The organism is Rivularia sp. UHCC 0363 (assembly GCF_034931125.1).
Taxonomy (GTDB): Bacteria; Cyanobacteriota; Cyanobacteriia; order Cyanobacteriales; family Nostocaceae; genus Rivularia.
Genome location: NZ_JAYGHM010000059.1, coordinates 31819 through 51558, shown reverse-complemented (window position 1 = coordinate 51558; position 19740 = coordinate 31819). Strand labels below are relative to the sequence as shown.

The 19740-nt window shown below is 37.3% G+C and carries 19 protein-coding genes and 1 pseudogene; 8 read left to right on the top strand and 12 right to left on the bottom strand.

Going from position 1 to position 19740, the window contains the following annotated elements; translation table 11 throughout:
* Window positions 1-395 precede the first annotated feature (395 nt).
* The 4 genes from VB797_RS26490 to VB797_RS26475 form a co-directional block, all read right to left on the bottom strand.
* Window positions 396-923 (bottom strand): cache domain-containing protein, encoded by a 528-nt coding sequence (locus tag VB797_RS26490; RefSeq protein WP_323240749.1) that lies wholly within the window; start codon window positions 921-923, stop codon window positions 396-398.
* Between the two features lie 530 nt (window positions 924-1453).
* Window positions 1454-2761, bottom strand: a complete 1308-nt coding sequence (locus VB797_RS26485) for an exonuclease SbcCD subunit D (protein ID WP_323240748.1) — start codon at window positions 2759-2761, stop codon at window positions 1454-1456.
* A 270-nt stretch (window positions 2762-3031) separates the two neighbouring features.
* The gene (gene cysH, locus VB797_RS26480; protein ID WP_323240747.1) at window positions 3032-3754 is read right to left on the bottom strand and encodes a phosphoadenosine phosphosulfate reductase; all 723 of its coding nucleotides are present in this window, start codon (window positions 3752-3754) and stop codon (window positions 3032-3034) included.
* Between the two features lie 728 nt (window positions 3755-4482).
* A complete protein-coding gene (locus VB797_RS26475) occupies window positions 4483-7518 on the bottom strand; it encodes a PAS domain S-box protein (RefSeq protein ID WP_323240746.1) in 3036 nt (1011 codons plus the stop codon).
* A gap of 433 nt (window positions 7519-7951) precedes the next feature.
* On the opposite strand from VB797_RS26475, the gene VB797_RS26470 reads away from it, so the two are divergent.
* The 4 genes from VB797_RS26470 (at window position 7952) to VB797_RS26455 (ending at window position 12501) form a co-directional block, all read left to right on the top strand.
* Window positions 7952-8218, top strand: a complete 267-nt coding sequence (locus VB797_RS26470; RefSeq protein WP_323240745.1) for a glutaredoxin family protein — start codon at window positions 7952-7954, stop codon at window positions 8216-8218.
* Between the two features lie 244 nt (window positions 8219-8462).
* Window positions 8463-9986, top strand: coding sequence for a UDP-N-acetylmuramoyl-L-alanyl-D-glutamate--2,6-diaminopimelate ligase (locus VB797_RS26465; RefSeq protein WP_323240744.1), 1524 nt, complete (start codon window positions 8463-8465; stop codon window positions 9984-9986).
* 185 nt (window positions 9987-10171) lie between these two features.
* The gene (locus tag VB797_RS26460; RefSeq protein ID WP_323240743.1) at window positions 10172-11599 is read left to right on the top strand and encodes a DICT sensory domain-containing protein; all 1428 of its coding nucleotides are present in this window, start codon (window positions 10172-10174) and stop codon (window positions 11597-11599) included.
* Between the two features lie 173 nt (window positions 11600-11772).
* Window positions 11773-12501: an HAD family hydrolase gene (locus tag VB797_RS26455; RefSeq protein ID WP_323240742.1), complete on the top strand. Its 729-nt coding sequence runs from the start codon at window positions 11773-11775 to the stop codon at window positions 12499-12501.
* On the opposite strand, the gene VB797_RS26450 is transcribed toward VB797_RS26455, so the two are convergent.
* The 3 genes from VB797_RS26450 to VB797_RS26440 form a co-directional block, all read right to left on the bottom strand.
* Window positions 12502-13755, bottom strand: coding sequence for a transporter (locus VB797_RS26450; RefSeq protein ID WP_323240741.1), 1254 nt, complete (start codon window positions 13753-13755; stop codon window positions 12502-12504).
* A gap of 220 nt (window positions 13756-13975) precedes the next feature.
* Window positions 13976-14482, bottom strand: coding sequence for a L,D-transpeptidase (locus VB797_RS26445; RefSeq protein WP_323240740.1), 507 nt, complete (start codon window positions 14480-14482; stop codon window positions 13976-13978).
* Between the two features lie 100 nt (window positions 14483-14582).
* The gene (locus VB797_RS26440) at window positions 14583-15224 is read right to left on the bottom strand and encodes a bifunctional 4-hydroxy-2-oxoglutarate aldolase/2-dehydro-3-deoxy-phosphogluconate aldolase (protein WP_323240739.1); all 642 of its coding nucleotides are present in this window, start codon (window positions 15222-15224) and stop codon (window positions 14583-14585) included.
* 187 nt (window positions 15225-15411) lie between these two features.
* Between VB797_RS26440 and VB797_RS26435 the strand changes: the two genes are divergently transcribed.
* Window positions 15412-15687 carry a BrnT family toxin gene (locus tag VB797_RS26435; protein WP_323240738.1) on the top strand — a complete coding sequence of 92 codons (276 nt, stop codon included), beginning with the start codon at window positions 15412-15414 and terminating at the stop codon, window positions 15685-15687.
* Window positions 15671-15937, top strand: coding sequence for a BrnA antitoxin family protein (locus VB797_RS26430; protein ID WP_323240737.1), 267 nt, complete (start codon window positions 15671-15673; stop codon window positions 15935-15937). Before VB797_RS26435 ends, VB797_RS26430 begins: the two co-directional genes overlap by 17 nt.
* A 40-nt stretch (window positions 15938-15977) precedes the next feature.
* Here VB797_RS26430 and VB797_RS26425 read toward each other — a convergent pair whose 3' ends face one another.
* The 5 genes and pseudogenes from VB797_RS26425 to VB797_RS26405 all read right to left on the bottom strand — a co-directional run bounded on the left by VB797_RS26425 (window position 15978) and on the right by VB797_RS26405 (window position 18118).
* Window positions 15978-16289 carry a type II toxin-antitoxin system VapC family toxin gene (locus VB797_RS26425; protein ID WP_323240753.1) on the bottom strand — a complete coding sequence of 104 codons (312 nt, stop codon included), beginning with the start codon at window positions 16287-16289 and terminating at the stop codon, window positions 15978-15980.
* A gap of 80 nt (window positions 16290-16369) precedes the next feature.
* Window positions 16370-16633 (bottom strand): hypothetical protein, encoded by a 264-nt coding sequence (locus VB797_RS26420; RefSeq protein WP_323240736.1) that lies wholly within the window; start codon window positions 16631-16633, stop codon window positions 16370-16372.
* A 111-nt stretch (window positions 16634-16744) separates the two neighbouring features.
* Window positions 16745-17027, bottom strand: a pseudogene (locus VB797_RS26415) (type II toxin-antitoxin system RelE family toxin).
* An 8-nt stretch (window positions 17028-17035) separates the two neighbouring features.
* Entirely contained in the window at window positions 17036-17305 is a 270-nt protein-coding gene (locus tag VB797_RS26410; protein ID WP_323240735.1) for a type II toxin-antitoxin system prevent-host-death family antitoxin, read from the bottom strand.
* Window positions 17306-17371: 66 nt separating this feature from the next.
* Entirely contained in the window at window positions 17372-18118 is a 747-nt protein-coding gene (locus tag VB797_RS26405; RefSeq protein WP_323240734.1) for a hypothetical protein, read from the bottom strand.
* Between VB797_RS26405 and VB797_RS26400 the strand changes: the two genes are divergently transcribed.
* A complete protein-coding gene (locus tag VB797_RS26400) occupies window positions 18109-18801 on the top strand; it encodes an AAA-like domain-containing protein (RefSeq protein ID WP_323240733.1) in 693 nt (230 codons plus the stop codon). The genes VB797_RS26405 and VB797_RS26400 overlap by 10 nt on opposite strands.
* 98 nt (window positions 18802-18899) lie before the next feature.
* Window positions 18900-19439 (top strand): trypsin-like peptidase domain-containing protein, encoded by a 540-nt coding sequence (locus VB797_RS26395; RefSeq protein ID WP_323240752.1) that lies wholly within the window; start codon window positions 18900-18902, stop codon window positions 19437-19439.
* Window positions 19440-19740: the final 301 nt, after the last annotated feature.

Genomic DNA, 19740 nt, shown 5'->3' with positions numbered 1-19740 from the left:
ACTTGCGTAATGCCGTTTCTGTATAAAGAGGTACCGAATTCAGCCTACGCAGGTAGGCTTTGTTTGAGTAGCCCCACTCTTCCAGAGTGAGGGCGATTTAGCTTTCCGTACCACAAGATTTTTGAGTATATTAAAGTTAACAAAAAACCGCTATTCAAATATCATTTATTTCTAAAAAGTTTTATCCAATAAAAAGGTAAAGCTACCGGCCACAATACGCTAATAATTATAATTATAACTAAAGCTAGAAATTTTTCCTCTGGATATAAACTAGGGTAACGCTTTTGAAATCTTAACCAATTGATTAAAAAAAATATTGAGAATATAACATATATAATAACTAAATAATTAGATATAATCCCAATTTGCAGATTAAAAAATATTTCATTCACCAGCTATTCCATTTTTTCGATTTCTTCTATACTTGCTAATAAAAGGTCGCTGATAATTACACCAATTAACATGGAATGTTGATTAAATACTGGAATAGAATAAGTCGTCAGAAGAATATCCTCACCAGCTTTGCCAATATCGAAATAAGGAACGCTCCAAACAGCTTTTCTTTTTTTTACAGGCACGTCATACCAAATACTGTTATTGTAAGGAAATCCCTTGGCAATATCTCTACTTTCAAATCCATTGATACCTCTAAATACAAAAGGACAAGAGGAACGTATTTCAGGTGAGAAAGCAAAAGCATTACCAAGTATTTCCGGATTTTTTTGTAAGTGGCTTGTCAAAAAACTAAATATCTCATTAATCTCTAAAGGAGTATGTTGAAAATATAAAGCTAGCTCTTTGGTTGCTTCTTGAATAACTACTTTTGTTTGCTCTCGATCCTTGACTTGTCTATTTTTTAGAATAGCAAGATAGCTTTTCAAAAAGGAAACATCAAAATTAACGTTACTAAAAATATTATTCATTTTTTTTTGATTGTATTAATGATTCAATGAATTAATGATGCACCACAACTAATCGTTAGTTAAGGTGCATCATTGTATTCAAATAACAGTGACTCGTAAAAAATGAGGCACTTATTATAAGTAAAATCTAGCTAAATTAGGGAACAGAAGGGAGGTAGAGGTAAAATCGACCTCTAACTTATTAATATCACACAATCAGTTTATACAATAAAAGTATAATTTTAAAAAGACTGTATTTTTACGAATTTTTGGTAAATCTTTTGATGTTTTCGATAAAAACTTTACTAGCAAAAAAAACGCATAACACCTTATTTTTACAATTTTATTACCTTTTATTTATCGAAACTATACAAACAACTCACTTTGTTCTAGGCTAAATCGTCAGTTCCACAAGTTTTGATTTTGTAAATCTACCTGTAAAGACAGGTTAACCAAGAGAAAGCTTTATTTGAGCTAGATTCCAGCATTAATTAGCTATACCAATAGATAGTAATTGGAAGCATGAGGTAGAAATTTATAACTTTGAATACTTACAACAAACGCAACTGAGTATTTTCACCAATCATAGATTCATCACCTGCTGAATCCCCGTTGTTGGGTGAATCGAAGAACTCTTCCTCGTCGGGGCTCAGTAAGCTATGTGCCGCCTCTAACATGAGATTAGCAATGTCCTGGAGGTCTTCCCGGTTGTTTAAATAAGTTTTCAATGCTTCCATTGGGTCAATACTGCTACTCGCGCTCAATTCTGGAAGACGGGGACGAGCTAACTGACTGACTAATTCTGGATGAATCGTATAAGTATGCGCTGGACTTAGTATTTCCTGTAAAGAAGCATTATCAATTAAATCCAACTGTTCCGATCGCAATTTGTAAACTAACCTGACAACCGCGTCTTTAATATTATTTTTGGCTACAGATTTGGCGATCGCAGCTATTGGGTCTTCGGTTTTAGATACATCTACTTCGATGGTGCGGAAAGCGCGAACTGATAAAGGACAAAATTCCCATTTAGCGCTACCCGATTCGACTTCTACCATTACATAGCCTTTATCTTCCTTTTCTTCACTAAAATCAACTCGTTCAATACTTCCGGGATATATCACCGGGGGTTTATTGGATTTGTTCAAATTTTGGTGACGATGTACGTGTCCTAACGCTACATAATCAAAACACGGACGTGTCAATAAAGATAAAGGCAGAGTGAAACCCTTGCCCACAGCCAAGAAACGCTCTGCTCCCAAGTTGGCATTATCCGCCATTAAGTGAGCTAGAAGTACAATTGGCACATCGGGGTCGAGACGACGAATTTCTCCTTCTAATACAACTTGTAGACGTTGGGTTAATAATTGATTGATTTCTCCGAGCGATAAACCTTGAGTTTCTTGACGTGTCATCAAAGCAGAACGAGTTAACCAAGGTAAAGTAATCACCTGCACCGCACCGCTACGAGTTTGAATATTATGCGTATCTAGAGTATCTCCCACTACAACACCAGGTACACCCAAAGTACGGTAAATACATAGACTTGCTCCACCTTGTCCTTGAGAATGCTGGTCGTGATTTCCTACAAGTAATACCGTGGGGATTTGAGCATCAACCAAACGGCGAAACTGACCCGCAAACGCCTGCTGTACAAAAGGTGGCGGCGTTGCATCGGGGAAAGCGTCGCCACCAAACAACACCAAATCGACTTGTTCTGCGATCGCGCGGTCAATGCACACAGATAAAGTTTTCACAAAATCTTCTAAGCGCGTATTCAAACCCGTTTCCGGATTGACGCGCCCGTGGGTAAAGCCGCTTCCCATGTGAATGTCGGAAAGGTGGAGGATTTTAATCATAGGAGATAATTAGTTATTAGCGGTTTTATCATTATTAATGATTACGAAGAAATAAAGTTAAAACTATTAACTTGTAACCTATAGCTTATAACTAATATTTCCTCACATTCCACCAAATTATCAATACAAATCAAAATACAAAAAGACGTTGCACTGCAACGTCTCTACTCTATTGATATGTATCACCTATATTCTTCAAAAAAAGAATTTAACTCTCAATGGTGGTACAAAATATTTACCTTCGACCTTTAACCTTTAACCTTTAACCTTTTAAATATGTATTCCACACTCGGTTTTACCAGTACCGCGCCAGCGTCCATCGCGTTCGCTTTCGCCTTCTGCCACTTTGGTAGTAATCGGTTCATCACCAACACTGGGATAACCTTGGTCGTGTAAAGGATTGTAAATTACCTTGTATTCGCCTACATAATCCCAAGTTTCTTTACGAGTCCAGGTAGCCAAAGGATTAATTTTTAAACGACCTTTTTTATCTAATTCAAAAATCGGCATACTAGCACGAGTTGGTGCTTGGTCGCGTCTACGTCCAGTTATCCAAGCAACAGTATCAAGTTCATCTAAACCGCGTTGTAGAGGTTCTATTTTAGTAACGTCGTGAAATTTTACAATGTCTTGATCCCAAAGTGCTTCACCATATTTAGCCGTAAAAGCTTCGCGGCTATCAACATTCTCATTTTTGTAAACTTGCAAATTGACGTTATACAGTTGCTTTACTTTTTCTACTAATTCTAAAGTTTCACGGAAATGGAACAGTGTATCGAGAAAAATTACGGGTGTTTGCTGCTTGAGTTCGCGATAGAGAATGTCAGTAATAACAATATCATCTACATTGAAAGCGCTTGTCTGCACCAAACCTGTAGAAACATTCTCCGCAGACCATGCCAAAATTTCTCTTGGATGAGCAGTTTCGTATTTTTGGTTCAACTCTTCTAGATTGAAATCGGTCTTACTAGTAGATGCTAGTGAAATAGTCATAACAATTAATCGCTCAAATGCTTACATAGCAGGGATAAATTAATTCTACCGTACAAAGGCGCATAATCCGAGCGGGATTAAGTATTTTGTTAAGAGTTAGGAATGAGGAGTTAGCAGTTAAAAACTGATCGTTTTAAATTCAAGTAAATACTTAAGTAATTGCTAAGTAAGTTTACGCAATTTTAAGTTTTACGATAGTTTTGTAGATAATTATACGGTTACTGATAATCTAATAACATATTTAATAATCAAAGGATTGTAAAAAAATGAATGAATCAAAAAGTCCAAACGTCCTTAAAGAATCCTTACTGATGGGCGTTTTGGTGATGATTACCGGCGCTAGCGTTATCACTATTATGAATATGTTTTAGGTCAAGATGGGATTTATTGCGTAACATAAGTTTACATTGCCCCGCTCTTTACTGAGAGGGGTTTTAGATTTTGGATTTTGGATTACTCTACGAGAAGACGCTTTCGCGTCAATAGATTTTAGATTACTCTATGGGAAAACGGTTCCGCGTCAATAGATTTTGGATTTTACAAGCTTTCAAGTTAGTCGGCATAAGCAAATCTAACAACGGTAACGGTTGGGTAAACTGGCTTTAAATTCTTGCCCCTACTTCCTACTCCCTATTCCCTATTCCCTATTCCCTATTCCCTATTCCCTATTCCCTATTCCCTATTCCCTATTCCCTATTCCCTATTCCCTATTTCCTATTTCCTATTTCCTATTTCCTATTCCTATGAGAAATCGGAATCTGAATAATAAAACTCGTTCCTTTACCTTGTACGGATTCGCAAAACAATTTTCCACCGTGTTTATCTATAATAATTTGGTAGCTGACTGATAAGCCTAATCCTGTACCTTTTCCAACTTCTTTGGTAGTGAAGAAAGGATCGAAAAGTTTTGATATTATATTTTGAGGAATACCGCAACCGTTATCGGAAATACGAATTTGAGCGATATTCTTGTTTAATCTTGTAGTGGAGATAGTAATTTTAGGAATAGAATTATTAGAAGAATTATTTTTTATAATTCCCTCTTCCAACGCATCAATAGCGTTAACTAAAATATTCATAAATACTTGATTGAGTTGAGAAGGATAGCATTCAATTGAAGGAAGATTACCATATTCTTTAATAACTTCAATCCCAGAAAAATTCGATTTAGACTTCAAACGATTTTGTAAAATCATTAATGTAGAATCTATCCCTTCATGAATATATACTTTTTTGAATTCAGATTCATCTAAGCGTGAAAAATTACGTAATGATAAAACAATTTCTCGAATGCGTCGGGTTCCTTCTTCCATTGAAGTCAGGATTTTTGTTAAATCTTCTTTGAGAAAATCCAGTTCTATTGCTGCAATTTGTTTTTGAATTTCTGCTGATGGATTTGGGTAGTATTTTTGATATAGTTCCAAAACTCCTAGTAAATCTTGAGTATATTCACAAACGAAAGAAAGGTTTCCATGAATAAAGTTTGCGGGGTTATTAATTTCGTGAGCGACACCCGCAACCATTTGACCCAAACCAGACATTTTTTCAGTTTGAATCAGTTGAGCTTGAGTTTGTTGTAATTTTTGTAAAGTATTTTCTAACTCAATAGCTTTTTGCTGTACTTCAATTTCTATTAATTTACGTTTAGTGATATCAGTTGCGACACCGAGTAATTGCTTGACCGTACCGTCTTCGTTGCGATGAAAAACCGTTTGTCGATCGTCAAACCAATGATATTCACCATCATGATGTTTGACACGATATTCAAATTCTAATATGTCTCCATCAGCAGCAGCAAGTACTTTTTGCTGTTGACAAATAATTTTTTCTAAGTCTTCTGGGTGAGTTATCTTGAACATTAATTTATTTCCCGCAGCTAAAATATCTTCGTTAGAGTAACCAAGAAAAGTCGCAGCTTCTTGATTTGCGTAGATATTTCGTTGTTCATCAACATCGAAAATATAAAGTATATTTGGAGAAGAATTGGTGATGCGTTGAATAAAATGCTGACTAGCTTTAAGTTCTTCCTCTGCTTGTTTGCGATCGGTAATATTAAATGTTGTTCCTACCAATCGATAAACTTGACCTTGATCGTCTTTGATGGGATTCATAGTTGTTAACAGCCAAGTTTCTTGACCTTGTAATATCAAAGATTCTTCATAAGTAATCGCACTCCCAGCTTCTATACAATTTTTACATTTTTGATATATATCTGCTGCTGCATATACACCAAATATTTCTTCTAATGTTTTACCAATAATTTCAGCATTAGATAAACCGATCATCCGCAGTCCAAAAGAGTTGATACCCGCGCAGATAAAATCGTCCCCACGAGTATCAATCACAAATATATTCTGTTCCATTCCATCGTAAATACTGCGTAGAAATTGTTCTTGTTCTAACAATTTTGCTTCGGCTTGTTTAATTTCGGTAATATCAACAATACAACCGTACCAAATAATAGAAGCATCTGGTTGTAATTCAGGTTTAGAAATAGCTTTTAACCATTTTTGTTTACCGATTGTAGTCGTAATCCGATATTCATATTCCCAATTATTCAAAGTTTGTGCAGAAATCGCAATACCCTGTTGTAACTTCGGAACATCTTCGGGATGAACTGGGTTAAATAACAAATCAACATTTTCAAAAACTTGATCGGGTTCTATTTCGTAAATATCTCGACACCCAGAAGATACATAAGGAAATGACATTTTACCGTCGGGATGCAAACAAAATTCGTAAATCATTCCCGGTACGTTATCTGTTAATTTTTTTAATCTTGCTTCGGTTTGATTAAGTGCTGCGGTACGTTGTTCAACTCTTATTTCTAGTTCTTGGTTGAGTTTTTGCAGTGCGTATTCAGCTAGTTTACGTTGAGTAATATCAATTATGCAGCCATCCCAAAGAATAGAATTATCTGGCTGTAATTGAGGTTTAGAAATACCTTTTAACCATTTATTTTTACCACTTGGAGTAGTAATCCGCCATTCATATTCCCAATTTTGAAGAGTTTGAGCCGAGTTAGCAATTGCTTCCTTCAAGTTCGGTAAATCTTCACGATGAATCATTGTAAACAATAAATCGGCATCGTCATACACCTGTTGCGGTTCCACTTCCCAAATATCTTGACACCCAGAGGAGACGTAGGGAAAAGATATTGTACCATCGGGGTTAAGTTGAAACTGGTAAATCATTCCCGGTACGTTATCTGCTAACCGGGAAAGTTGCATTTTACTTTCATTCAACTGCGCTGTACGTCTTTCAACTTTTGCTTCTAATGTTTCGTTTAACTTCTTGAGGCTTTGTTCTACCTGCTTGCGTTCGGTAATATTTTCATAAGTACCGAAGATACCCACGACATTACCTTCACCGTCGCGTAACGGAATTTTGTTGGTATTTAACCAGAACAGGTTTCCATCTGCTTGTACTTGAGTTTCAATAATATTTAGTTCGGGAACACCACTATCGATAACCCGCTTATCGCATTCCCGATAAAAATCTGCTTGTTGTGTTGTCCAAGGTAAATCGTAATCAGTTTTACCAACTATATTGGAAGGTTCACCGACACCAGCATCATCAGCACAATTACGATTACAGCCCAGAAAAACCGAATTTCTATCTTTCCAGAATACAGAATGCGGGATATTATTGATCGCAAGCTGGAATAGTTGTTCGGAGAATTGTAACTTATCTTTTAACTGCTGATTTTCTCGCTGGAGCGATTCATAAATACTTTTATCGATAATGATAGAATTTTCAGTCATGGTAGAAACGCCATCTACAATTACACTCTTTAATATCTATAGTTCCCAAATATTAGTGAAAAAGGTCAGGTAATCGGTAATCGGTAATCGGTAATGTGTATGAATAACCGCGAGCAATAAATTTATAACTCCTTACTTCTCAGGAATGGCCGCAAGTGTCACAAAACTCGGATGGTGCCGTACACTCACCGTCTTATTACTAGGTTGATAATTAGTCTGTGTACTAGCAACGGCAATAAAGGGGGATATTATCTACGCCCCCTCAACCGCCTCCCCTACAAGAAAAATATGCCTTTTTGCTAAGTCCTACTTCTTACTCCTAACTCTTTCCCAATTACCAATTCCCAATTCCCAATTCCCCATTCCCCATTCCCCATTACCAATTACCAATTACCAATTCCCAATTCCCAATTTCCAATTCCCATTCCAAATTATGAAATTAATTTTATACAGTAAGCCGGGATGTCATTTATGTGAGGGTTTGCAGGAAAAATTGGAAACCATAATCCAAACTCAGGATTTTGCATCAATAGATTTGGAGGTGCGAGATATTACAACCCGCGAGGATTGGTTTGCTGCTTACCAGTATGAAGTACCCGTACTGTGTGTAGCAAAAGATGAGAATTTACTTTCCATTCCCCGTCCTTCTCCCCGTGCTTCCGTTACTCAGTTAGAAAAAACTCTCCGGAAGTATATTTAAGTATTTGTATATCGTCAAAAATGTTGCAAAATAACCCCAAGCAATGCGTGTGACCGATCTATATTGGATTTTAGATTTTAAATTTTAGATTTTAAATTTTAGATTCTAAATTAAAAAAGCCTCGTAGTTGACGACGAGGATAATCCAAAGAGGGACAAGCTAAATAATCTAAAATCAATTGACGCGCAACCGTCCTCCCGTAGAATAATCCAAAATCCAAAATTGAACTGACGAGGTTGATAAGATGAAACTGCGTGAATTACTAGGTGCTATTGATGGTATTTCGCAATTACCCGAACATCCCGCAATGGATGCTGAAGTTAAGGGTTTGACGACAAATTCCCATGCAACTAATGTGGGAGATGTGTTTATTGGAATGCCGGGTACGCGAGTTGATGGTGGAGAATTTTGGGAAAGCGCAATTAAAGCAGGTGCGATCGCCACTATTATTTCTCCCCAAGCTGCTGAAAAGTTTCCTCCCCTTGCTCCTCCTTATCAACAGGGAGTTGACGGAAATTCTCCTTTAGTTATTGTCGCTGCGGATATGACCAAAGCTTGCGCTCAACTAGCTGCGGCTTTTTTCGATTATCCTGGACACAAACTTAAGTTAATTGGTGTAACGGGGACGAATGGTAAAACTACAACCAGCCATTTAATCGAATATTTTCTCAATCAAGCTGAGCTATCTACCGCTTTGATGGGGACTCTTTACACTCGCTGGAAGGGTTTTGTCCAAACTGCTGCTTACACTACACCGTTTGCGGTAGAGTTGCAAAAACAATTAAAAGCCGCTCTCGATGCTGGTAACGAATATGGAACAATGGAAGTCAGTTCCCATGCTTTGGCTCAAGGAAGGGTTTCGGGTTGCAAGTTTGAAGTTGGAGTATTTACCAACCTGACTCAAGACCACCTTGATTATCACAAGGATATGGAAGATTATTTTGCTGCTAAAAGTTTATTATTTGATTCCGATTATCTCACGGGAAGGGCAATTATTAACATCGATGACCTTTATGGTAAACGGTTAATAAAATCTTTAGGTGACAAAAAGGTGTGGAGTTACAGCGTTAACGATTCCACCGCTGACTTGTATATGAGTGATTTAAGTTATGAACCCAACGGAGTTAACGGCACTTTGCATACTCCAAAAGGAGACGTAGCCTTTAGTTCGCCACTGGTAGGACAATTTAACCTAGAAAATTTACTAGCAGCCGTAGGAGCCGTTTTACACTTCGATTTAGATTTACAGTTAATAGCAGCCGCGATACCCAAATTCGAGGGAGTTCCCGGACGTATGGAAAGAGTACAAATAAGTTCAAACCAAGATATCAGCGTGATTGTGGATTACGCTCATACCCCCGATAGTTTAGAGAACTTATTAAAAGCATCACGTCCATTTATTCCGGGTAAAATGATTTGCGTATTCGGCTGTGGTGGAGATAGAGACAAAACCAAGCGTCCCAAAATGGGTAAAATCGCCGCTCATTTAGCCGATTTAGCCGTAGTAACTTCCGATAATCCTCGCACCGAAGACCCAGAAGCCATTTTACAAGATGTTTTAAACGGAATTCCCGATACAGTCGAGCCGATGGTAATTGGCGATCGCGCTACTGCGATCCGCACTGCGATCGTCCAAGCAAAATCCGGAGACGGAGTACTGTTAGCAGGTAAAGGACACGAAGATTACCAAATCCTCGGAACCGAAAAAATCCACTTCGACGACAGAGAACACGCACGGGAAGCTTTAGCGGAAAGGATGAAGGGATGAAGGGATGAAGGGATGAAGGGATGGGGGGGATGGGGGGATGGGGGGACAATTACCAATTGCTAACTCTTAACTCCCAATCCCCAAATTCTAATGTTTTTGTAAAAAAATTACACTTAGGGGGGAGAATCTAAGAAAGTATTATTTATTGCTGTATACTTTTTAGGTTTTCCTTCTTTTATTTTTTTATGAATTCATCTCCACCCGATCGTTTATCTATCTATCAGTTAGTAATGGAAGTTCAAACACCTCCAAAACGTTTAACTCTTAGCTGTACAACTTTAGTATCAATGGTCAGGTCGCAAATTGATTTACTGATTGAAAATAAAATATCGGCTACTATTATAGTCAAATTTCCACGACTAAGTATTTTAGATTCGGAATTAAGGCGTTATCGACGACATTTAGGTGATGCTACTATTTATAATTGTCAATTGGGTGGGGTGGAAGAAATTAAGCCGGATGCTAATAATTCGGATTCAAAATCTCATTACTGGTCAACTCCAGCTTCTCCAATCGATTTATCACATCATTTAGTCCAACTTGTTGCAGATAATCACGAAATTAGGCGAGAATACTTTTTAATTGTTTTGTCTCCAGAATTTTGCAGCTTGATTTCGGCTCATCGTTCGCAAAAAAACCTAAAAAAGCGAATTTTAAATCAAAAAAATCAGTATAAAATTCCATCGCTAGTAGCTGTTCAAAGTTTTGACGGTGAAGTAATTCAGCAAGTATTAAATGGTATAAAAAATACAAGTAATTCAGAATTTAATCTAGCTAATAAATTTATTAATCCTCAAGCACCCCAAACAGCGTTAATAAGTCAATTATTTATTGCACAAGTTAAAAGACAAGAGGAAATAAGTTCTAGAAAATTCAAAAGCCGCTTCAACAACTCCAAACAGCAAAACCAAACACTTCGCAATGAATTACAAGCTAAAGATGAATACTTAAAGAACGTGTTCCAGGAATTACTTGCACCTTTAACGCACATCAAAACAGCACTTTCATTACTGAATTCTCCTAGTATCAAAGTACCCCAGAGACAACGTTATTTGGAAATGATTAAACGAGAGTGCGATCGCCAAAATCATTTAATTACTGGTGTCATGGATTTAGTAGAGTTGGAACGTCATTTGGAAACTACTTCTTTAGAACCTGTATGTCTGTCTGATGTGGTTCCGGGTATCGTCAGCACGTACCAACCTTTAGCACAAGAAAGAGGTATCATGCTGGCGTATACAGTACCTAACAATTTACCTAATGTTTGGTGTGTCAGTGGCGGATTAAGGCAAATTGTCATCCATCTTCTTTCCAACTGTATCAAATTTACACCTAATGGCGGTCAAGTTTGGGTAAGAACTCGCACGCTAAAAGGTTATGTACAGCTAGAATTTACCGATACTGGTATTGGGATTCCAGAAAATGAAATTTCAAAAATATTTGACCGCTTTTACAAAGTGCGTCCCGCAGCCAATGAAGAAACAGGAAGTGCTGGTTTGGGTTTAACTATTGTAGAAAAATTACTTCAAAAATGCGGTGGAAGTATTTCCGTTTCCTCTGTTGCAGGTGAAGGTTCTAGCTTTAAAATACTTTTAGCAAGTATCTCTGGGTAAAGATTGACAATATCAAATAGTTGGGTGATCAACATAAAAAACTCTGTGTAAAATACAAATAATAAGTATACTTTTAAAGAGAGAAAAATTCCAAATCTAGAATAAAAGCATTCGTTGTTAAAATCCAAAATCCAAAATTAAATTGACCTTTAACCTGAAAAGGGGTGTATCTTATGGCGACTATTAAATGTAGAGATAAAACTTTTTCTAATATACAAGCAATAGTATTTGACAAAAACGGTACTTTACAAGATTCAGAGGTATATTTACGTAATTTTGCCCAAAAAGCAGCCAGAATTATAGATGCTCAAATACCTGGTATTGGGGAACCTTTGTTAATGGCATTTGGTGTTAATGGTGACACTTTAGATGCTGCGGGTTTAATGGCTGTAGCAAGTCGTCGAGAAACAGAAATTGCCGCAGCAGCTTATATTGCAGAAACAGGAAGAGGTTGGATTGAATCCTTAGAAATAGCTCGTAAAAGTTTAGACGAAGCAGATAAATATCTGAGTGATTCGACTTCTTCATTATTTACAGGTACTTTGGACATATTACAGAAACTTTCGCGATCGCAATTAAAGGTAGGTATCCTTTCAGCAGCGACAACCGCAGAAGTAAATAATTTTGTCGCATTTCATCAACTTGGTGACTATATAAACTTAGAAATGGGAGTAGACGGCAGTATTTTTAAACCAGAACCAGCTTTGTTTTTACAAGCTTGCGAAAAATTGGGAGTAGAACCAAGTACAACATTAATGGTAGGAGATTCTGTCGGCGATATGCAAATGGCACGTAACGCTAAAGCTGCTGGCTGTATTGGGATTACTTGGATCGGCAAATCCGATCATGTTCGAGGTGCGGATGTGGTAATTAATAAATTAGATGAAATTCAAGTTTGTTAGTTAAAACGACGATTGCAATCCTAACGTTAATTGCCAATCAGTTTCTAACTGAGGACCATCCAAGGAACGATAAATAGGTAATTCAAACTCCATTGCTAAACGAGAGCCTTTTAAATTACCTTCGGGAGCATATAAATTTACACCAAAACCCAAATTAAGCTGAGTACCACCTCTTCTATTTGGGTCAGCAGTAGGAATCATCATCGGATTGAGTCTACTATCAGCACCATCAATATTTCCCCAAGTTGCACCTGTTAACCGTAGCGAAGTACTTAACCAATCCGTCCAATTACGAGCAATCCAACCCGATACTTGATATTGATTACCTAGACGATAACCATTGTCGTTTTTTCCTAATCTCAACGTGGTTAAGGCTTGCGCTCCCCATGAACCCTTTTCTGATTGACCTAAGTACGTAATTCCTGGTAACAAATCGAAAGTACCGGAACCGATTTGCATAGGATAGGGAAGTATCTGGTCTTTACCTACGGGAGTATCGTCTCTTTCGTTAATTGAACCCGTGGGAAAACTTGCTCCTAGATTTAAATGTATCCGCTGTTGATCTTGATTAAAAATTGTATATAGTGCTGTGGTTTTAATATCCCCGAAGCCTTCGGAATTTGTAGTGAAACGTCCACCCATCCGGGTCAGATGCTCCATTTCCTTAGAAACATAAGGCACCATTGCCATTAGAGTAACATCGTCGCTAACTCCATACATTGCTCCAACCATATGCATTTGCATGGTCATATCGACGGGAGTGACCATATATTGCTGCAATACTTCGCGATCGCTAATACTTTTTGTCCCGTCACGATTACCGTCCATCTTCATCAACATATAGCGGTAGGAGAACATAAATTCTCCTTTTTTGTGAGTATGCTCTCCCATAACTCCAATAGGAGCGTGTCCGTCGGGACGACCACCAGACCATTTATCGGGGTCGCTGTTGCGATCGCTATCTGCAATGATTACTTCTTCTGATTGAGTTAATGATAGATTGGATAAATATTCTGGAGATTTATTTATTGGTTCGTTTAAATCTAAGTCAACTGCTGAAGTCGAAATTACTGTATTTTCCTGCTCTGTCAATTGAGACTGCTTAGATTGAATTAATTTTTGAATTAAACCGCGCCGATCGGTTTTGATATCTGCTTCTATACTTGATTCGGATTTAATTTCTGCAATAGCAGTGAATGGAAATAAAGCAATACTAATAATAGCTAAACTAAATTTACAATAATCTAAATTCAATTTATAAACCTCGACCAATTGGTAAGTATTTTACATCAACAAATAAAGTATCAAATCAGCAATGTATTTAAGTCAAAAGACAGCTTGTCAAACTTACTTAAGAACATAGCTTTTATTTTGATGAAATTAAGAAAATACCCCATCCTTGCCCATTTATCTAAAAAAACCCGGATCTTGAAGATATCGGGTTTGATTACGTGATTACAAATTAATTTCGTTCCTATGGCTGTACAACCACAGTAGTTCCAACTGATGCCCAATTAAATAATTTTTTAGCTTGGTTCGGTGCTAAATTGACGCAACCATGACTAACCCGCGTCCCAAAGTTATTATGCCAGAATGCGCCGTGAATTCCATAACCACCTTGATAATACATAGTATGGGGAACATTAGGAATGTCGTAGCCTTCACCTTTCATGCGAGTTTTCTTTAACTTTGTATAAATATTAAATACACCAATTGGGGTAGGAGTCGCTCTTTTCCCTGTAGAAACAATAACTCCAAAAGCAGGTTTATTTCCTTGCCAAGCAATTAATCTTTGTTCTGACAAATCTACTTGAATCCAACGTTGATTGGTTTTTTTCAACTGGCTAACTTTTTTACTAACACGCTGCGTATTATTTCCTAACACTTTATTTGTAGGAATTAAAATAGTAGCCGACAGTGTTACAGCCGCAACAAAAATTTTGAAATAGCGAATATACTGAGGTAAAATTAGTTTTTTCATGGTAAATACTCTCAAACATCAACGTTTTTATTTATTCTATTTTCTAACTTTAATTAATAGATGAATTCTGTTCAAATCTATGAATTTATCTATTTTTATCTTACTTTATCTTTTGAAGCAATGTCACTGTCTGCTGAGTTATTAAGTCCCAATCTCCAGACATAACTAAATGTTTAGGAAATAACTCACTACTTAATCCAATGGCGATCGCACCTGAAGAGATAAATTCTGCTGCGTTCTCTAAAGTTACTCCCCCAGTTGGAATCAAGGGAATTTCTCCTAATGGCGATCGCAAATTTTTGATGTATTTAACACCACCTAATGCCTGTACGGGAAAAACTTTGACGCAAGTTGCACCTAGATTCCAAGCTGTCATAATTTCTGTAGGAGTCAACGCTCCCGGTATAATTGGTACATTTAAATTGACAGCCGCTTGAATTATTTCTGGGTCAATGTGAGGAGTAAAAAGAAATTGTGACCCGGCTTGTATGGCTTCATGCATTTGTGACAAACTTAATAGCGTACCCGCACCAATAATACAGTCAGGTAGTTCTCTACGCAATTCTACGACCAGTTTTGCAGCTTGAGGAGTATTCCAGGTCACTTCTATTAACTGCATTCCGCCAGATGCCACTGCTAAAGCCATTTGTCTGGCTAATTCTCTTTTCTCAGCCCGAATTACAGCAATAACGCGATGTTTTTTTAAAAGTGTTAACCAAGTTGGGCATAGAGAATTGGACATTAGTAATTGAGAATTAAAAATTTAAAATAATTTATTTCAAGTTCTATTTAATAAAATTTAAATTAAATAAACAATGCGATCGCACAATTAATTCCTACAACCCTAACAAAGGCGACAAGCAGAGCTTAATGCCAAAGCCCAAGTCGGTGTAGGATGGCAAAGACAATGTTTTTGGTATATACTATAAATGCGCTTTGAGTGGGATGAAAATAAAGCTGAGTCAAATTTTTTGAAGCATGGTATTCAATTTGAGGAAGCTGTAACAGTTTTTGCCGACCCTTATCTTATGTTTACGGAGGACTCTAGCCATTCTCAGGGAGAAGAAAGGGAATGGGCAATTGGTGAAATGGAAGATGGCTCAATTGTTGTGGTTGTTTTTACCATGCGAGATGAGCGAATAAGGATAATTAGCGCGAGAAAAGCGACAAAAAGGGAGTGTCAACAATATGAATCAGGAATGTGAGTTTCCTTTTGACAAAGCAAGACGAGTTACAGCAGAGGAAAACCAAAAATTCAGAGATGCGATCGCAGATCAGTTTGGGGTTACACTTAGGAAGCGTGGACGACCAGCTAAAAATGAAGAGGAAAAGTATGAGCCGGTTTCCATCAGATTTCATCCTAAAATCATAGCCTGGGCAAAGGAAGAGGCAGAAAAACGAGGAATAGGATATCAAACGGTTATTAATGAAACGCTACTAGATAAAATAGGCTGAATAAGTGCGTAGCCGTAAGGCTTGTCGTTAGACATCGCACTTACCAAACTGTTTTGATGTGTGGATAGTTGAGAATTTTTTGATCGCAGGTCATAAGTTCTATATTGCGGCGGTAGGCGATCGCAACAATAATACGATCGGCTGGGTCTTTATGGAAGTCACCGGCTAATTGGGTACTGGCGATTGCATCGAGTGGATCGAGTGGTTCTATGGTGATTCCAGGTCGAGTTGTTGCAAGTGCAAACCATTCATTGATGGGAAGGGGGAGTGGTAGTTTCCCATTACTGTGCTTAACTGCAATTTCCCATACAGAAATGGCAGAAACAATAAGGGCATTTTGGTTTTCGCCTATGGTTAATAGGGTACGTCCACGCTCAGAAAGCTATTCTGGGGAGTGGAGCCACCAAAGCCAAATGTGGGTGTCTAGTAAAATCATTGTCCCAAAGCATCCCATAATTCAGGCATGGGTTCGTCAAAATCTGGAGGAATTGTCAAGGGGATTTTGCGTAGGGGATGCTGAGGACTGCGATGTCTAGCGACAAACCTTACGGCTACGCGAGTTAAATCAATTTCGTCAGGGGTTAGAGATGCCTGTGATGATGGCACTGTCAAGCTTTGAGCCAAAAGTTGAAGGATGCGAATTCTTTCGGCTTTGTTGAGGCTGAGGAGTTGTTGCTCTAGTTCTTGATTGCTCATAGCTTTGGGCCCAATGACTGTGCTATTTATTTTAACGGAACTTTCCAATCCGTTGAATGACAGGTAGCGCGTAGCCGTAAGGCTTGTCGTTAGACATCGCACTAAAAATCTCTAACCCAGCAAACGCTTGAGTTGCCTATACACTTCATCGTCGTTACGTTTACCAACTAAAATTACTTCGACCAAATCTGCATCTACATCAAAGCGATAAACAATACGATATTCTCTCTTATTCCACGCGATAGTATCCTGAATAACCTGTTAATTCTTTATAATCTGCGGGTAATGGGTCAACATTCAGCGACATTACTTTTTTTGCTATTTGGGCAGCTATTTTAGGTTGTAAACCTTTGAGAAAATCGAGAACTGTTTCTAAACCGTCTAATTTCGCCATACTACAAATTAGTCATCAAGTGCTGCTAAACGTTCAAGTTCTGCTGTAAAAATCTCTGAACCAAGCATTTGAGAATTTGCCACAGCTATTTGTGCTTGTTGAGCTAAAATTGAATCTTCAAGTTGAGCAACTCGATTCATTAATTGCTCATAATTTTCTACCGACATAATTACATAGCTAGCTTGTGATTCACTTGTCAGTACGATTGGTTCCGTCGCAGCTTGTTCTAAAGCATTACTGTGGGGATTTTGGAGTTCTCCAAGGGGAAATTGGCGCATTTTTCAAGCTTTCCTAAATGTTTATCAGATGATTATAACAAGTACATCATTTAATATGTTTAGCTGCTAAAGAATATTCGTTGCTATCTCATTTTCTTGTTGTTGACCTTTATCTTTGATCAAAGATAAAGCATTAATTCCCTCTTGACCAGGTTTAAATTCATTAATTTGGCGGAGACGAGTATCATCTAAAATTGTTCTTAATGCTAATAACGGAGTAACGGTTGGATATTTTTCTAAATCATCAATGCTATCCCCCACAATTTTTTTTAATTGATAAGCTGTTTCCATTACCAGAGATAAAGATTCGAGTTGTGTATTTTCAAATTCTCTTAATGCAGTCAAGCTATTTGTTTCTAATTTAGTAACTTGCTTAGCTTGCTCACGTTGTTGAGCGTATACTAAAAATACCCCAGTTCCGGCTGACAAAGCCAATGACAAAATTGCGATGGTGCTTCTTTTTAGTAGGCTAAATTGTTTACTCTCTGCTATAAATTGATAGTCCTTAATATTTAAATTTCTATCTTCTCCCCACTTTATAGCTTCTTTAAGTTGTTTACCCGATAATAATTTAAATTTGCTTTTGCCAGATTTTAACCAATTAGATATTTTATTTTCATAAAAACGTGGGCTAGTTTTATATTGTTCTCGAACGACCCACTGTAAATCAAATACTTCTGCATAAATTTGGTTATAAACCCTTAAATTTTTCTGATATTCCACTACCAACCCAGTCAAACGTAACCTCATTTGCTCCGGGCTATCATCAATTGCAATTTGAAAAATTAGACGAGCATTGGAAATTGGCTCCACGTATTGGTAGTAAACTGGCTGTCAAATATTATCTAGAGCGATATCTACTTCCCAAAATCAATCAACCTCTCACCTTAGCACTGGAAGAAGTAGATAGATTATTTGAGTATCCAGGAATTTACAAAGACTTTTTTGGACTATTGCGTTCTCTCCATCAAGAAGGAAGACAACAAGAAATCTGGAAAAAACTCCGTTTAGTGATAGTACATTCCACCGAAGCTTATGTACCGATGGATATCAACCAATCCCCATTTAACGTCGGTTTACCCATAGAATTACCAGAATTTACCCCCACACAAATCCTAGATTTAGCCCAGCGTCACCAACTAGAATGGAGTAGTACAGAAGTTGAGCAATTGCGAGATATGATTGGCGGACATCCCTATTTAGTGCGTCTGGCTTTGTATAAAATAGCTCATGATGGTATTACTTTGACCAATTTGTTAGAAACAGCATCCACCGTATCTGGAATTTTCAGCAATCATCTGCGTCACCTGAGCTTAATTTTGACAAAGGAACAGGAATTAGGCACAGCCATGACAGAAATTGTTAATTCACCCAGTACTGGGAAATTCAGTGATGCAGTTAGGTATAAATTAAAAGCCCTGGGTTTAGTAAATTTGTTAAATGACGAAGTGATAATACGTTGCAAGCTATATCGCCAATATTTTCAGAATTTTTAGGAAGTTATATAGATACTAAATAAAAAGTCGTTAATTGCGCGATTTTCTTTGGGTATAACTCACATAGGTGTAGGTGACATTAAGGTAAAGATGTTTCCATCATCAAAGTTGATGTCATCAATGCTCCTACTCTCAAACTTGCAGAATCTAGCCAGGTGAAACTTTTAGATTCAGTAACGGTAGTTGGATATCCGGGATTAGTTGAAAATTCAGCCTTATTTAACGATGAATCTTTTTACGAAGCTAGCTTTACTCGCGGTCAAATTTCTGCTAAGAAAAATCTGTTGGACGGTACACCTGTTTTACAAATTACAGCCCCTGTACCAAATGGGAATTCAGGTGGTCCTGTTCTCAACGATAATGGCGAAGTTATCGGTTTAGTCACCTTTGGTCCCAACGATAATTTTACATTTCTTTTTACCAGTAATACAATTCAAGAGTTTCTCGATTCTGCCAAGATTAACAATCAACAGGGATTAGTAAACCAGCAGTATCGTCAAGGCTTGCAACTTTACAGTCAAGGAAATTACGAGCAAGCATTGCAAAAATTTCAGCTAGTCAAGAGACTATTTCCTCAACATTCAGAAGTGAATAATTATCTGGATAAATGCCAACAAATAGTGGCTAATAGCAACTAGCTAATTACAGAATAGTAAATAGTTAAGATGAGAGGACTGGCGTGATAAATAATTCAGTTCTCTTTTAAGAATATGGGAGCATCCCACTTTTTATTTTGTATTTTAAAAATAATCATAAAACCGAAAAGATTTTTGCGGAGGGGGTTTGGGGGATTCTCCCCCAATTCTTGGTTTTTCATTTTAAAAAGTGGGATGCACCCTAAGAATATTAATTATCAAGCTAAAATATGATTTATTTTCATATAAAAATAAATCGTGAATTATTAAAATTAATTATTTTTTTGCTCTTCCTATAGCGGAA